Annotated in this window: 11 protein-coding genes; 4 read left to right on the top strand and 7 right to left on the bottom strand. The window is 58.4% G+C overall.

Annotated elements, in window-relative coordinates; all coding sequences use genetic code 11:
* Window positions 1-23: 23 nt before the first annotated feature.
* Window positions 24-1,301: a phosphate regulon sensor histidine kinase PhoR gene (gene phoR / locus J1W56_RS03765; protein WP_223611886.1), complete on the bottom strand. Its 1,278-nt coding sequence runs from the start codon at window positions 1,299-1,301 to the stop codon at window positions 24-26.
* Window positions 1,302-1,463: 162 nt separating this feature from the next.
* Between phoR and ppk2 the strand changes: the two genes are divergently transcribed.
* Window positions 1,464-2,306, top strand: a complete 843-nt coding sequence (gene ppk2 / locus J1W56_RS03770) for a polyphosphate kinase 2 (protein ID WP_374042651.1) — start codon at window positions 1,464-1,466, stop codon at window positions 2,304-2,306.
* On the opposite strand, the gene J1W56_RS03775 is transcribed toward ppk2, so the two are convergent.
* Complete coding sequence (locus J1W56_RS03775; protein ID WP_223611889.1) at window positions 2,275-4,119, bottom strand: glycosyltransferase; 1,845 nt, start codon at window positions 4,117-4,119, stop codon at window positions 2,275-2,277. The genes ppk2 and J1W56_RS03775 overlap by 32 nt on opposite strands.
* 367 nt (window positions 4,120-4,486) lie before the next feature.
* Here J1W56_RS03775 and J1W56_RS03780 point away from each other — a divergent pair, with 367 nt between their 5' ends.
* The 3 genes from J1W56_RS03780 to J1W56_RS03790 all read left to right on the top strand — a co-directional run bounded on the left by J1W56_RS03780 (window position 4,487) and on the right by J1W56_RS03790 (window position 7,461).
* A complete protein-coding gene (locus tag J1W56_RS03780; RefSeq protein ID WP_223611890.1) occupies window positions 4,487-5,275 on the top strand; it encodes a transporter substrate-binding domain-containing protein in 789 nt (262 codons plus the stop codon).
* A 106-nt stretch (window positions 5,276-5,381) separates the two neighbouring features.
* Window positions 5,382-7,040, top strand: coding sequence for a lysine--tRNA ligase (locus tag J1W56_RS03785; RefSeq protein ID WP_223611891.1), 1,659 nt, complete (start codon window positions 5,382-5,384; stop codon window positions 7,038-7,040).
* A 37-nt stretch (window positions 7,041-7,077) separates the two neighbouring features.
* A complete protein-coding gene (locus tag J1W56_RS03790) occupies window positions 7,078-7,461 on the top strand; it encodes a VOC family protein (RefSeq protein ID WP_223611893.1) in 384 nt (127 codons plus the stop codon).
* A gap of 14 nt (window positions 7,462-7,475) precedes the next feature.
* Here J1W56_RS03790 and J1W56_RS03795 read toward each other — a convergent pair whose 3' ends face one another.
* From J1W56_RS03795 to J1W56_RS03815, 5 genes are all read right to left on the bottom strand, one after another.
* Complete coding sequence (locus J1W56_RS03795; RefSeq protein WP_223611894.1) at window positions 7,476-8,363, bottom strand: thermonuclease family protein; 888 nt, start codon at window positions 8,361-8,363, stop codon at window positions 7,476-7,478.
* Between the two features lie 16 nt (window positions 8,364-8,379).
* Entirely contained in the window at window positions 8,380-9,024 is a 645-nt protein-coding gene (locus tag J1W56_RS03800) for a S24 family peptidase (RefSeq protein ID WP_223611896.1), read from the bottom strand.
* A 277-nt stretch (window positions 9,025-9,301) separates the two neighbouring features.
* Window positions 9,302-11,524, bottom strand: coding sequence for a 3-hydroxyacyl-CoA dehydrogenase NAD-binding domain-containing protein (locus tag J1W56_RS03805; protein WP_223611897.1), 2,223 nt, complete (start codon window positions 11,522-11,524; stop codon window positions 9,302-9,304).
* Between the two features lie 13 nt (window positions 11,525-11,537).
* The gene (locus J1W56_RS03810; RefSeq protein ID WP_223611899.1) at window positions 11,538-12,746 is read right to left on the bottom strand and encodes an acetyl-CoA C-acetyltransferase; all 1,209 of its coding nucleotides are present in this window, start codon (window positions 12,744-12,746) and stop codon (window positions 11,538-11,540) included.
* A 26-nt stretch (window positions 12,747-12,772) separates the two neighbouring features.
* Complete coding sequence (locus J1W56_RS03815) at window positions 12,773-13,945, bottom strand: acyl-CoA dehydrogenase family protein (RefSeq protein ID WP_223611901.1); 1,173 nt, start codon at window positions 13,943-13,945, stop codon at window positions 12,773-12,775.
* Window positions 13,946-13,966 lie beyond the last annotated feature (21 nt).

Below are 13,966 nucleotides of genomic sequence, written 5' to 3' on the forward strand. Positions count from 1 at the left end.
GTCAGGCGCCTTTTTTATTGGCGTCAAGCCTTGGCTTTCTGCGGACCGAAGGCAACCGTGAACGATGAGCCTTCGCCAACGCGGGAGCGAACGACAAGCCGGGCCCGGTGCCGCGTAAGGATGTGCTTGACGATTGCCAGACCGAGACCCGTGCCCTTCTGGGCCCGGCTGGTCTCGATATTGACGCGATAAAAGCGCTCGGTCAGCCGCGGTATATGTTCTTCCGGAATGCCAGGGCCAAAATCCTGAATAGTGGCTTTGATCCCCTCGCCATTGTTTTTAAGCTCGACAACTACCTTCTTGCCGGACTGGCCGTATTTGCAGGCGTTCTCTAGAAGATTCTGGAAAACCTGCGTCAGTTCATCCCGATCGCCGAGGACCATGACCGGCCCGGGATCGATATGGCGTTCGATTTCAATGTCGAGGTGCGTGGCGAGCGGGCGGAGAGTATCCACCACATGATTGAGAACGATGGTCAGGTCCACCTGGTCCTTCACCGCGATATGGGCCTTCATTTCGATGCGCGACAGGGACAGAAGATCATCGATGAGCCGTGCCATGCGCTCAGCCTGCTTCTGCATGATCTCCAGAAAATTGTCGCGGGCAACGGCGTCGTTGCGCGCCGGACCGCGCAGCGTTTCAATGAAACCGCTGAGTGACGCCAGTGGCGTGCGCAATTCATGGCTGGCATTGGCGATGAAGTCCGAGCGCATGCGCTCCAGACGATGCGCCTCGGTCAGATCGCGGAATGACAGGAGATACTGGCGGTCGGAACCGCCCTGGTCCAAACGCAGCACTGTGGCGCGATACCAGCGTTCAACCGGGACACGCTCGGAATAATCAATCGATCCGGCCTGCGCATCCGACATGACCGACTGGACCAGCGTCTGCATCTCCGGTGCGCGGAAATGCAGGAGCAGCGTACCGCCGCGCGCCAGAGGCCCGAAAGCGCCGTTGGCCGCCGGATTGACGTAAAGAATTGTCCCTTCGTGATCAAAGATGATCAGGGGATCGGGCAATTGCGCCGCAAGCTGCTGACCGGACAGGCGGAAGATCGCCGGATCGCTGACCGGCTGTGCACGGGTGGTGTCGTCGCTGCGCGGAATGCTTGCCGACAAGGCGACCACGCCCAGGAGCAGAAGCATCAGAATGGCAAAGCTCAGCCACCAGGACACGCCGGAATTCAGAACGAGCGCGGTGAGAAAGGCAGCGGCACCAAGAATATAGCGCGCGCGAATGATCCGCTGCATCGCCCTTTGCCGCAAACCGCGGCTTTCCTGCCCTGAACCGAATATGCTCATGCGTTCAACTCCCTGCCCTGCCATGCTTGTCATCGACACTGGACGCCACAACGCTGTCCCAATAACATGGCTTCATGTCAATTGAGGGAGACTGTCTTGGCCAAAAATTCGAAAGAGAAATCCGACCAGCCGCATGTCGGTAAGACAACGCTTAAACTCAGGATCGATGGGAAGAAGCGGAGTTTCGATATCGACGATGCCAAACTGCCGGACTGGATTGACGACGGCGCCCTTGCGTCCGGTGACTTTCCCTACACGGATAAAATGAACAGGGCCGAATACGAAAAAACACTCGAACAGCTGCAGATTGAACTGGTCAAAATGCAGAGCTGGCTGCAGGAAACCGGCGGCCGCGTGATAACCGTTTTCGAAGGGCGCGATGCCGCCGGCAAGGGCGGAACGATCTTTACCTTGCGCCAGTACATGAACCCACGCAATGCGCGCAACGTTGCCCTGCCCAAGCCCACGGAAACCGAAGGCGGGCAATGGTACTATCAGCGCTACGTCTCGCATTTTCCGACAAGGGGCGAATTCGTCACGTTTGACCGCTCCTGGTACAATCGCGGTGGTGTCGAACCCGTCATGGGCTTCTGTACGCCGGAACAGCATGAATCGTTCCTCGAGGAAACACCCGGCTTCGAACGCATGATCGTTGCCGACGGTATCTTCTTCTTCAAGTTCTGGCTCAATATCGGCCAGATCATGCAGTTGAAACGTTTTCACGATCGACGCCACAGCCCGTTGAAGAACTGGAAGTTCTCGCCGATGGATATTGCCGGTGCCGAAAAATGGGATGACTACACCAACGCCCGGAACGAAATGATGGCCCGGACCCATACGGCCCATGCCCCGTGGACCGTGGTGCGCTCCAATGACAAGCGCCGCGCCCGCATCGCCGTTATCCGCCGGGTTTTGCTGAGCTTGCCCTACAAGGGCCGGGATGTCGGGGTGATCGGCAATGAAGACGCTCTGATCATTGGTTCCGGTCCGGGGTTTCTTGAGTAGATTGTGCGGGCCGATGCGGCGTTTTCTCCCATAGGAAAGGCCGCGTGTTCAACTGCCCCAAGGCGCGCCATGCCGCCAGCGACATGACCAACCAGTAGAGCGGTATCCATGGCAGTATCCTGCCGGGCATTCCCTTGCCCGCCAGCGCGCGCTGCCCCAGCCGGTGGAACGAGAGATACCCCATCACGATATTGATGAGATCGATGCAGAGAATATCCCGATGCAGCGCAAAGACATCGCTTCCGGAAAGCCAGCACAAGGTGACCGAGAGCATAAACAGCAGCGTGACGGGATAAAGCAGGGATGAAACGATCATCCCCACCGCCAGAAGGTGATAGACGACGAAGCGCAGAATGCCCAACTGGACGAGAAGGGTAAACGGCTGGCGCATCTGTACAAGCCACGTCTGCATCCAGCCCTTGAACCAGCGCGTTCGCTGGCGAAACCAGATGCCGATTTCAGTTGGCGCATCTTCGATCGTCGCGCGTTCGATCATATCCGTCCGATACCCCAGACGCGCCAAACGGGTTCCGAGCTCCGCGTCCTCCGTGACGTTGTGCGGATCCCACCCTCCGATGGCGGTCAGGCAATCGGAACGAAAATGATTGGAGCTGCCGCCAAGGGGCAAGACCAGCCCGCGATGCGCAAGCCACGGCAGGAAGCTCTGGAAGTGCGCCGCATATTCGAAGGCAAACAGACGCGCGACCAGACTTTCATGGGCATTGGCGACCGTCAACGGAGCCTGGAGGCAGCCGAGCTTTTCATCGGCGCGCTGGAAGCGTTGAAAGGCTTCCAGCAACTGGTCTGGGTGGGGGCGATCCTCTGCATCGTAGACCACGACAAACGCTCCCTTCGACAGCAGGAGCCCGTAATTGAGCGCCTTTGGCTTCGTCCGCGGGCCATATCCGGATACGGAAATGATATCGAAGGACTGAGGCAGCCCCTGGCGCCTCAATGCGGCGAGTGTCGCCGCGTCATCCCCTTCGCAGAGGAAGAGAACCTGAAGCTTTGAACGCGGCCAGTTCAACGCCAGTATGGCTCTGACGAGCTGCGGAACAATGTCTGCTTCCTGATACAGTGCAATCATAACCGTGTAGATCGGAAGCTCTGCAGGATTTATTGCCAGCAGGGGCAACGGATTGTCGCCACGCGCATTTTTGCATGCCACGAGGCGCAGCAGGACACAGGCAAGAAAGAACAGCGAGAGGATGACATGCGCACCCTTCCAGCTCAGTTGCTGCTTCTCAAAGGCGCCCAGCAGCAGACAGCTTGCCAATATGCCGATCAGGATGCCTTGCTGGCCTGTCAGGACAGTTTTGGCCGAGTATTCGCAGCGGGAGTCTTCGATCATTCTTGCGGCTCTATCGGCGAGCAGATGCTGATGCCCGGCCCTGAGAAGCTCGCGCACCCCTGAGGGCGTGGTCACGCTCAAGCGGCCAGCCAGCTCCTTGCGGCTCGACAGATGGCGTTTGACTACGGCAATGTCGGCGATTGTCGGCGCAATATAGGTCAATGCATTGCTGTCGTGGTTGAGTGTCGTCGCAATGCGTGCGTGCGGCAGAATGGTGATATCCGGGCCCGATCGCAGAAAAATGCCGGTTGTTTGCGGTGCCGCTTCAAAAGCCAGTCCCGTTATGTCGGCGATACATTGGCCGATCAGCGCATCTTTGCCGCGAACGCTGGCGTAGAGTTCGTCGATAAAGGACGTGTTGCCGGCAATGGAATCCCTGAAGGCCCGTACGATCAGGATTTTTGCCAATCCGGCGCGATGGAGACGCGCGGCCAGAGCCACTTCGAGGTCTCGATGCAGCATCTTCCCTCTACCGAGAGCCTGATCTTTGAATATTATCGATCGTCAAGGCGCGTGTTTTCTGTAGAGGAAACGCCAACAGCATGAACTCAACTCACAATTCATAATTGAAAATAAGATTCGGAACAATCTATAGCGTTATAAGCGAAGAATAATATTGTTACGTCTCTTTATACCAATGGCAATTCTTCATAAGTCGAAGAACGGCACCTATTGCAGCCCATCACTCCGTGCAGCGGCACAGGACGGCCATCAAACCTGTCATCTCAGGATCACCCATGCTACTCTTCGGGCAAATCACATGGGCATCTCAAATCGAATGCATATCCGCACAATCGCTTTTTGCACGGCAGTTTTCCTTGGGGCAGGATTGTCACAATTCAGTGCAGCATCGGATTTCCCGCACTATTGGGATGGCCGGGAACATGTTGCCAAGCCAAATCTTTCGACGGTCGAACGCATCCGGTTTGTGACCACGGTGGATTACCCTCCGTTCAATTTCATCGACGCCAGCGGACGGATATCCGGTTTCAACATCGATCTGGTGCGGGCCATCTGCAGCGAATTGAATGTGACCGCGATTTGCCAGATCGAAGCGCGTCCATGGAATGAACTTCAGCAGACCGTGGAAAACGGCGAAGCCGAGGCCATTATCGCCGGATTGAAGCCCACGACACAATTGCGTGAAAAGTTTGCATTCACCGCCCCCTACATGCGGCTGCCTGCCCGTTTCGTCACCCTGAAGGAAACGACGCTGGAGGAACCTCTGGCAGACAAGCTCGACAAGAAAGTGGTTGGCGTCGTGGACGGGTCGGTGCATCAGGCGATTTTCGCCGATTACTTCCCCAGGGACAGATGGGTCGGCTATCCCACACGCGCCTTGATGCTGAAGGATTTGCGCGACAAGAAAATCGATGCGGTTTTTGGAGACGGATCCGACCTGTCGTTCTGGATCGGCAGCCCGGAAGCGCAGAATTGCTGCACATTTTCCGGCGGGCCTTATATCGCACCACAGTTTCTGGGCGACGGCATGATGATTGCCGCAACCGCGAAGAACACCGATCTGGTCGATGCCTTCAATTTTGCATTGAAATCCATGGAGGAAAAGGGCACGACCTCCGAACTCTATCTACGGTACTTCCCCGTCGATTTTTATTGAAACCGCATGCAAAAGCCTTGTGAGACGCCGTGGCAATTGACGCGGCGAAGCTGCCGCCATAGTGTCCGCGCGCTTCACCACATGGCAGGAAAACAGGAAACCAAGAATGACTTCGCGCCCCAACACCCAAATCGAACTGACCCCCGAGCTGATCGCGGCGGCAGCAGAGGCCAAAGCATGGCCCTTCGAAGAGGCGCAGAAGATCATCAAACGCTATGAAAAGTCCGGCTATCCCGACTCGATCCTGTTCGAGACAGGATACGGCCCGTCCGGCCTGCCGCATATCGGCACGTTCGGCGAAGTCGCGCGCACGTCGATGGTCCGCCACGCCTTTCGCGTCCTGACGAAGGACAGCGTCAAGACAAAGATCCTTTGCTTCTCGGACGACATGGACGGATTGCGCAAGGTTCCGGACAATGTGCCGAACCGGGAGATGATGACGTCGCATCTGGGCAAGCCGCTCAGCCGCATTCCCGACCCGTTCTCCAACGAGTATCCATCGTTTGGTGCGGCCAACAATGCGCGGCTGCGGGCGTTTCTCGACCGTTTCGGTTTCGACTACGAATTTGCCTCGGCAACGGACTATTACGCTTCCGGCCGGTTCGACGAGACATTGCTCAAGATGCTGGCAGTCTATGACGATGTCATGAACATCATCCTGCCCACCCTGGGTGAGGAACGCCGGGCAACCTATTCGCCTTTCCTGCCCATCAGCCCGCGCACCGGCGTTGTCCTGCAGGTCCCGATGATCGCCCGCAATGTGCAGAAGGGCACCATCACCTATGAGGACCCCGATACCGGCGAGCATGTCGAAACGGAAGTGACCGGCGGCAAGGTCAAGTGCCAGTGGAAGGCCGACTGGGCCATGCGCTGGACCGCCCTTGGCGTTGACTACGAGATGGCCGGCAAGGATCTCATCGACTCCGTGACCCTGTCGTCCAAGATCTGCCGCGCCATTGGCGGCCGGGCGCCCGAAGGCTTCAATTACGAGCTCTTCCTCGATGACAAGGGGCAGAAGATTTCCAAGTCGAAGGGCAATGGCCTGACCATCGATGACTGGTTGACCTACGCGCCGACCGAAAGTCTGGCGCTTTACATGTTCCAGAAGCCGAAGACGGCGAAGAAGCTGTATTTCGACGTGATCCCGAAGGCCGTGGACGAGTATTTCACCTTCCTGTCCGCCTATCAGCGGCAGGAATGGAAGGAGCGCCTCGGCAATCCGGTCTGGCATCAGCATTACGGCAATCCGCCCGTGCTCGACATGCCGGTGCCCTTTGCCATGCTGCTCAACCTCGTCAGCGCGTCGAATGCCGAAAATGCCGATGTTCTCTGGGGGTTCATCTCCCGCTATGCGCCCGGCGTGACGCAGGAAAACAATCCGAAGCTGAACGAGCTCGTCACCTATGCGATCCGTTACTTCAACGATTTCGTCAAGCCGACCAAGAAGTTCCGCCCCGCGGACGACGTTGAGCTCGCGGCGTTGAAGGGTATTGATGCGCAGCTTGCCACCTTGCCGGCGGATGCGGATGGCAATGCCATCCAGAACGCCATGCTGGATGTTGCCCGTGGCATCGAACGCTATCAGGATCACACCAAGAAGAGCCCCGAAGGCGGGCCCGGCGTATCGGTGTCGTTCTTCCAGATGCTCTATGAAGTGCTGATCGGACAGGAACGCGGGCCGCGGTTCGGTTCCTTCGTCGCGCTTTACGGTATCGCCGAAACGCGGGCCCTCATTAAAAAGGCGTTGATGGGCCAACTGGCATAATTGCTCCATATCTGGAGCAAAATCGAGGGAGGACGGAATGATTGACCATATCGGAGTGAATGTCAGCAATTTCGACGAGAGCAAAAAGTTCTACCAGAAAGCCCTCGCGGCCATTGGCTATGAATTGATCCTCGAGTTCCCGGCATCCGTGACCGGGAGTGCCGACGTTGCCGGCTTTGGCGAAGGCGGCAAGCCCGATTTCTGGATCGCCAGCGGCATCGCGAACAATCCACCGGCGCACGTTGCATTTCGTGTCAACACGCGCGCACTCGTCGATGCCTTTCACAAGGCAGCCCTGGAAGCTGGAGGCAACGACAATGGCCAGCCAGGACTGCGCCCCCATTACCATCCGGACTATTATGGCGCCTTCGTGCGTGATCCGGACAACCACAATATCGAGGCCGTCTGCCACGAAGGCTGACACCTCAAACCTTTCTACTGCGGCTTTGGCGGGAACGGCGCATCCGGAGCGGGTACAGCCAGCGGTGCCGGCTGTGGTTCTGCCGATGGCAGCGGCAGGTCGCCGATAGCAACGGGAGATGGCAAGTCGCTGGCGGCCGGAAGCGATGGCGGCGGACTGCCGAAAATGCCGAGTTTTGCCTCCTGCGCCTTTTTCATATTATCGGCCAGGGGCGAGCCGTCACTGGCTCTCGCCCAGCCATTGTCGACAAGCCATGCGGCCAGATCGGTCGTACCAAGCTTGCACTGGGTGGCAACGAGCGCGTCCGGAGGAAGGTCGGGAACATTGCATTCTATGGCGCGCGAACGCAGCCAGTTGCGAAAGGCAGTGCGCGCCGCCGTGCCGCATGGCCACGACGTCCCGCCATCGACAGCGCATGTTTCTTCCGGCGGCACGACATTGATCCCCTCGATGGCGATCCTGTAGCCTGAGACATCCACGGTTCCCGCGGCCGTCGCTACCGGGCGGTAAAGCAGTTTGGGCCGTGCCGTCGTATCGACAGGCACGGGAGGCGGAGGGGGTGCAGGCGGGGTCGCGTGGCCCATGTCACTCAAGGGTTGGCGTGGTTCAATACGCTGCAACGGCCCGGATTCCTTGCCGGCCATCGAAAATCCATCCGGATCGACCTGCCGCGCGGCAGTGGCGGTTTGTGCTGGGGGTGATACAGATTCCGGCGGTTGCGGCGGTGTGTCCGGCGCGGCCCCAGCTGCATCAGCCGGCACCTGAAAATTTTCGGGGGCAATCGTCACGTCCTGCCCGCTTACCCCTGCCGCTGGCAGCCCGATATAGAACGGGGAAACAAAAACATAGGCCAGACAAAGTCCGACCAGAATGGTCAGAACGTAAAGCGGCATCCGGCGCATGGGAAATGGCTCCCTGTTATTGGCTGGCCCACAGGATTCGGGCAATCCAGTCGATATGAACCGCATCAAACGTCCGGTTGGCATGCTCCGGATTCATCGATTGCAGTTCAATGGTGCGCGGGGTCTGGCGCGTAAGAATCTTTGCCATGACCTCGCCTTCCTTCGTGCGGACAACGACACGGTCGCCGCGGCGCACCGGAACGCCCGGGGCGACAATGATCGTATCGCCGTCGCGATAAAGCGGCAGCATGGAATCCCCGGAAACCTCCAGCGCATAAACCGCTTCTCCGGAACCAACGGGAAACTCAACCACGTCCCAGCCCTGGCCGACCGGGAATCCCCCATCGTCGAAGAAGCCGCCGGCGCCCGCCTGGGCAAACCCCAGAAGCGGTACGGACCGTATGGCACCCATGCCGGCCCTTGTACCCTTGCCGCCGACAACCAGCGTCATGAATTCATCGAGCGAAGCGCCCGTCGCTTCCATGATCTTGGCCAGCGACTCCGTCGACGGCCAGCGGGCACGACCGTCGACCGCATAACGTTTGGATTTGTTGAACGTGGTCGGATCAAGCCCGGCGCGCTTCGCCAGTCCCGAAACGGAAAGCGAATGACGTTCCGCCAGCGCATCGATGGCCGCCCAGATACGGTCATGTGAGAACATGGGACTCTTCCAGATAAAGGAAAAAATACCTTCACTAAAGTTTTAGGAGGGAATTGGGGAAAAGTCGAGATAAAACGCGGAAAACTTTCTTATAATGCGAGAGGACCCGTGCGTGGTTCGACACGCTCACCATGAGGGAGGGCGAGGATTGCAGGGAGCTATATTCTGCAACGTTTGCGATTAGCCTTGCAGCCAAATCACTCCCCTCATGGTGAGCTTGTCGAACCACGCACCAACAGCAATGAGGGGATCAGCAAGTGATCCCCTCATATCTCAGTCAGGCAGCCTTTTTCTTCTTGGCTTCAACCGGATAGGGATTGAAGCGTTCATAGAAGGTGTCACCCTTCTCGGCCATGTCGAGCAACAGCTTCGGCGCCTTGAACTGGGCACCGTATTTGCGCTGCAGGCCCTTGGCGATTTCCACGAACTTCGCCGCGCCGATGCCATCGATATAGGACAGCGTTCCGCCCGTATAAGGCGCAAAGCCGAACGCCAGGATCGAGCCGACATCCGCTTCGCGCGGATCGGTGACAATCCCCTCTTCCATGACCCGCGCCGCTTCCAGCGCGATGGTGAAGAGGAAACGCTGCTTGAGCACTTCCACATCGATCTTGTCGGCGTCCTGCTGCGGATAGAGTGTCTTCAGTTCCGGCCAGAGATGCTTCTTGGCCGGCTTGGCCGGATAATCATAGAAGCCCTTGCCGTTCTTGCGGCCACGGCGGTCGTACTTGTCGACCAGCGTGTTGACCAGTTCCACATGCCGCGGATCGACGGCCTTCGGTCCGAGATCGGCAAGCGTCGCCTTGAGGATTTTCTGCGACAGATCGATGGCCGTCTCATCATTGAGCGCGAGCGGCCCGACCGGCATGCCTGCCATGCGGGCAACATTCTCGATCATTGCCGGCGGAACGCCTTCCACGAGCATGTTGTAGGCTTCCGACATGTAGCGCAGGACGCAGCGATTGACGTAGAAACCGCGAGTATCATTGACGACAATCGGGGTTTTCTTGATCGCACGCACGTAATCCAGTGCGACAGCCAGCGCCTTTTCCGAGGTCTTCTTGCCGAGAATAACCTCGACAAGCATCATTTTGTCGACGGGCGAGAAGAAGTGGATGCCGATGAAGTTCTTCGGGCGCACTGATACCTTGGCAAGGCCGGTGATCGGCAGGGTCGAGGTATTGGAGGCAAACACGGCCGCAGGCTTCAGCACGGCTTCTGCCTGCTCCGTTGCCTTGCGCTTGACGTCGCGGTCCTCGAACACGGCTTCGATCACAAGGTCGGCACCGTCAAGCTCGGCATATTGCGTGGTGGCGGTGATCAGGCCAAGGAGCTTTTCCTTGTCTTCCGCAGTTGCCTTGCCACGCTGGATATCCTTGGTGATCAGGTCAGCCGTATGCGCCTTGCCCTTGTCGGCGGCTTCCTGCGTCTGATCGATCAGGACAACGGGAATCCCGGCCTTGGCTGTGACAAAGGCAATGCCCGCCCCCATGAAACCGGCACCGATGACACCGACCTTCTTGAACTTGGTCGGCTTGACATCGGCCGGGCGGCGCGCACCCTTGTTCAGTTCCTGCAGGGAAACGAACAGCGAGCGGATCATCATGCCCGCTTCCGTGCTCTGCAGGATGTTGGTGAAGTAACGCTGCTCGATCTTCAGACCCGTGTCGAAGGGCACGAGAAGGCCTTCGTAGACGGATTTCAGGATCGCTGCGGCACCGGGATAATTCCCATAGGTTTCGCGGCGCAGGATGGCCGTGGCGGCAGGCCAGAGATTGGCACCCGCTGCCGAATAGATCGCACCACCGGGGAGCTTGAAACCCTTTTCATCCCATGGCTGGACTGGCTTCAAACCGGCCTTGATCATCTTCTTGGCGGTTTCGACGAGCTTCTTGGCCGGCGCGATTTCATGCACAAGACCCATGGCCTTCGCACGCGCAGCAGTCAGGCTGGAGCCCGTCGTCATCATCTGCAGGGCATCCTGCTGGTTGGTCAGGCGCGGAACGCGCTGCGTGCCGCCGGCACCCGGGAAAATACCGACCTTCACCTCAGGCAGGGCCATCTTCACCGATGGATCATCGGAAACAACGCGGCCATGGCAGGCCAGCGACATTTCGAATGCGCCGCCCATGCAGGTGCCGTTGATGGCCGAAACCCATGGCTTGCCCGATGTTTCGAGCTTGCGGAACAGGCCGCCCATCTTGCCAGTGTTTTCGAACAGGAGTTCGACGGCCTTCTTGGGATCCCGTGCCTTTTCCTCCTGGAACAGCTGGAACATGCGTTTGAGCATGGTGAGGTCCGCGCCGCCGGAGAAGGTATCCTTGCCGGATGTGATGACTGCACCCTTGATCGCCTCGTCCTTGGCAACGCGGTCGACGATAGCGTCGAGTTCCTTCATCACCTCTTCAGTGAAGACATTCATCGACTTGTCGGGCATATCCCAGGTGACCAGCGCAATGCCGTCCGCGTCGACGTCGAATTTGAAGTTTGTATAGCTCATCTTCTGCTCTCCCTCAGACGCGTTCGATAATCGTTGCGGTGCCCATGCCGGCACCAATGCATAGGGTGACCAAGGCCACATTCAGATCGCGGCGCTCCAGCTCATCAAGCACCGTGCCGAGGATCATCGCACCGGTTGCACCGAGTGGATGGCCCATGGCGATGGCACCGCCATTCACGTTGATCTTGTCGCGCGGAATGTTGAAGGCCTGCATGTAGCGCAGCACAACAGCCGCAAAGGCTTCATTCAGTTCGAACAGGTCGATATCCGAAATCTTCATCTTGGCGCGCTTCAGCAGCTTTTCCGTCACATCGACCGGACCGGTCAGCATCAAGGCCGGATCGGAACCGATATTGGCAAAGGCGCGGATGCGGGCGCGCGGCTTGGCACTCAATGCCTTGCCGGCGCTTTTCGAGCCGAGCAGGACACCAGCGGCACCGTCAACAATGCCGGAGGAATTGCCGGCGTGGTGTACGTGGTTGATGGTCTCAACTTCCGGATGTGCCTGGATGCCAACGGCATTGAAGCCGCCCATTTCACCCGGCATCACGAAGGATGGATTGAGCGAGGCCAGTGCCTGCATATCCGTTGCCGGACGCATGTGTTCATCATGGTCAAGGATGGTCAGGCCGTTCTGGTCCTTGATGCTGAGAACCGAATTCTTGAAGTAGCCCTTCTTCCAGGCTTCCCCGGCGCGCTTCTGGCTTTCGACGGCATAGGCGTCGACATCATCGCGGGTAAAACCATACTTGGTGGCGATCAGATCGGCCGATACACCCTGCGGCATGAAATAGCCGGGAAGGCCCACCGACGGGTCCATGTACCAGGCACCACCGGACATGCCCATGCCGACGCGCGACATGGATTCCACGCCGCCGGCGATGACGATGTCATCGGCACCCTGCACGATCTTGGCGGCGGCAAAATTCACCGCGTCGAGGCCAGAGGCACAGAAGCGCGAAATCTGCATGCCGGGCGCCTTGAAATCGTATCCGGCTTCGAAAGCCGATGAACGCGGAATGACAGCGCCGGCTTCACCGACGGGATCAACGCAGCCATAGATGATGTCGTCGACGAGTCCCGTGTCGAGACCATTGCGGTCGCGCAGCGCTTCCAGCACCTTGGCGCCGAGACGGACGGCGGGCACTTCATGCAGGCTGCCATCCTTCTTGCCCTTGCCGCGCGGCGTGCGGACGTGGTCATAAATATATGCTTCGGCCATTTCATTCTCCCTTTTCGAACCGCACCTCAGAGGCTGCGGGCGATCAAAAGCTTCATGATTTCATTGGTTCCGCCATAGATCCGCTGGACGCGGGCATCGCGGAACATACGTGCGATCGGGTATTCGTTCATATAACCGTAGCCGCCATGCAATTGCAGGCATTCGTCAACGATCTTGTTCTGCAGGTCGCTCAACCAGTATTTCGCCATGGAGGCAGTGACCGGATCGAGCCCGCCGTTGACGTGGCGTTCCACGCAGTGATTGTAAAAGACGCGGCCGATGGTGGCTTCCGTCTTCATTTCGGCCAGTTTGAACTGGGTATTCTGGAAGTCGATGACCGCCTTGCCGAAGGCCTTGCGCTCCTTGACATAGTCCGAGGTAATCGCGATGGCGCGCTCGGCCATGGCGATCGCGGTGCCGCCGATCTGCAGACGTTCCTGCGGCAGTTGCTGCATCAGCTGTACAAAGCCCTGACCCTCTTCGGTTCCGAGCAGGTTCGCTGTGGGCACGCGGACATTGTTGAAGAACAGTTCCGAGGTATCGTTCGATTTCAGCCCGACCTTGTCGAGGTTGCGTCCGCGCTCGAACCCTTCCTGTCCGTCCGTCTCGACCACAATGAGCGATGTGCCCTTGGCGCCCTGCGACGGGTCCGTCTTGGTCACGACGACAACCAGATTGGCGAGCTGACCATTGGTGATGAAGGTCTTCGATCCGTTGATGACGTATTGATTGCCGTCCTTCTTGGCGCTTGTCTTCACGCCTTGAAGGTCGGAACCGGCACCCGGCTCGGTCATGGCGATGGCGCCGATCAGTTCGCCGGTCGCCATCTTCGGCAGCCACTTCTTCTTCTGCTCTTCCGAACCATAATGCAGAATATAGGGAGCAACGATTGAATTGTGCAGGGCTATGCCGAAGCCATCGACACCAACATGGCTGATGGCTTCCAGGATGGCGCTTTCATGGGCATAGGTACCGCCGGCACCGCCATATTCTTCCGGCATGGAGGCGCACAGAAGCCCGTTCTCGCCGGCAAGCTCCCAGATGGAACGGTCAAAAATTTCCTGCTTCTCGAAACGGTCGTAGTGCGGCAGCACCTCGGCTTCGAGAAACTTCGAAGCCATGTCCTGCAGCATCACCACATCGTCAGTCTTCCAGTCGGGTTTTGGCACGCCCAACACGTCTTCCGGCCGAATAGACATCTCTAACCTCCCTAGAAATCA

It is taken from the genome of Phyllobacterium calauticae (genome assembly GCF_019991125.1).
Lineage (GTDB): Bacteria > Pseudomonadota > Alphaproteobacteria > Rhizobiales > Rhizobiaceae > Phyllobacterium > Phyllobacterium calauticae.

Bases quoted from the DNA above. Each gene is read 5' to 3' on its own strand.
- J1W56_RS03785 (WP_223611891.1), top strand. From the start codon at position 5,382: ATGACTTCGCGCCCCAACACCCAAATCGAACTGACCCCCGAGCTGATC.
- phoR (WP_223611886.1), bottom strand. From the start codon at position 1,301: ATGAGCATATTCGGTTCAGGGCAGGAAAGCCGCGGTTTGCGGCAAAGG.
- J1W56_RS03815 (WP_223611901.1), bottom strand. From the start codon at position 13,945: ATGTCTATTCGGCCGGAAGACGTGTTGGGCGTGCCAAAACCCGACTGG.
- J1W56_RS03805 (WP_223611897.1), bottom strand. From the start codon at position 11,524: ATGAGCTATACAAACTTCAAATTCGACGTCGACGCGGACGGCATTGCG.
- J1W56_RS03810 (WP_223611899.1), bottom strand. From the start codon at position 12,746: ATGGCCGAAGCATATATTTATGACCACGTCCGCACGCCGCGCGGCAAG.
- J1W56_RS03800 (WP_223611896.1), bottom strand. From the start codon at position 9,024: ATGTTCTCACATGACCGTATCTGGGCGGCCATCGATGCGCTGGCGGAA.
- J1W56_RS03790 (WP_223611893.1), top strand. From the start codon at position 7,078: ATGATTGACCATATCGGAGTGAATGTCAGCAATTTCGACGAGAGCAAA.
- J1W56_RS03795 (WP_223611894.1), bottom strand. From the start codon at position 8,363: ATGCGCCGGATGCCGCTTTACGTTCTGACCATTCTGGTCGGACTTTGT.
- J1W56_RS03775 (WP_223611889.1), bottom strand. From the start codon at position 4,119: ATGCTGCATCGAGACCTCGAAGTGGCTCTGGCCGCGCGTCTCCATCGC.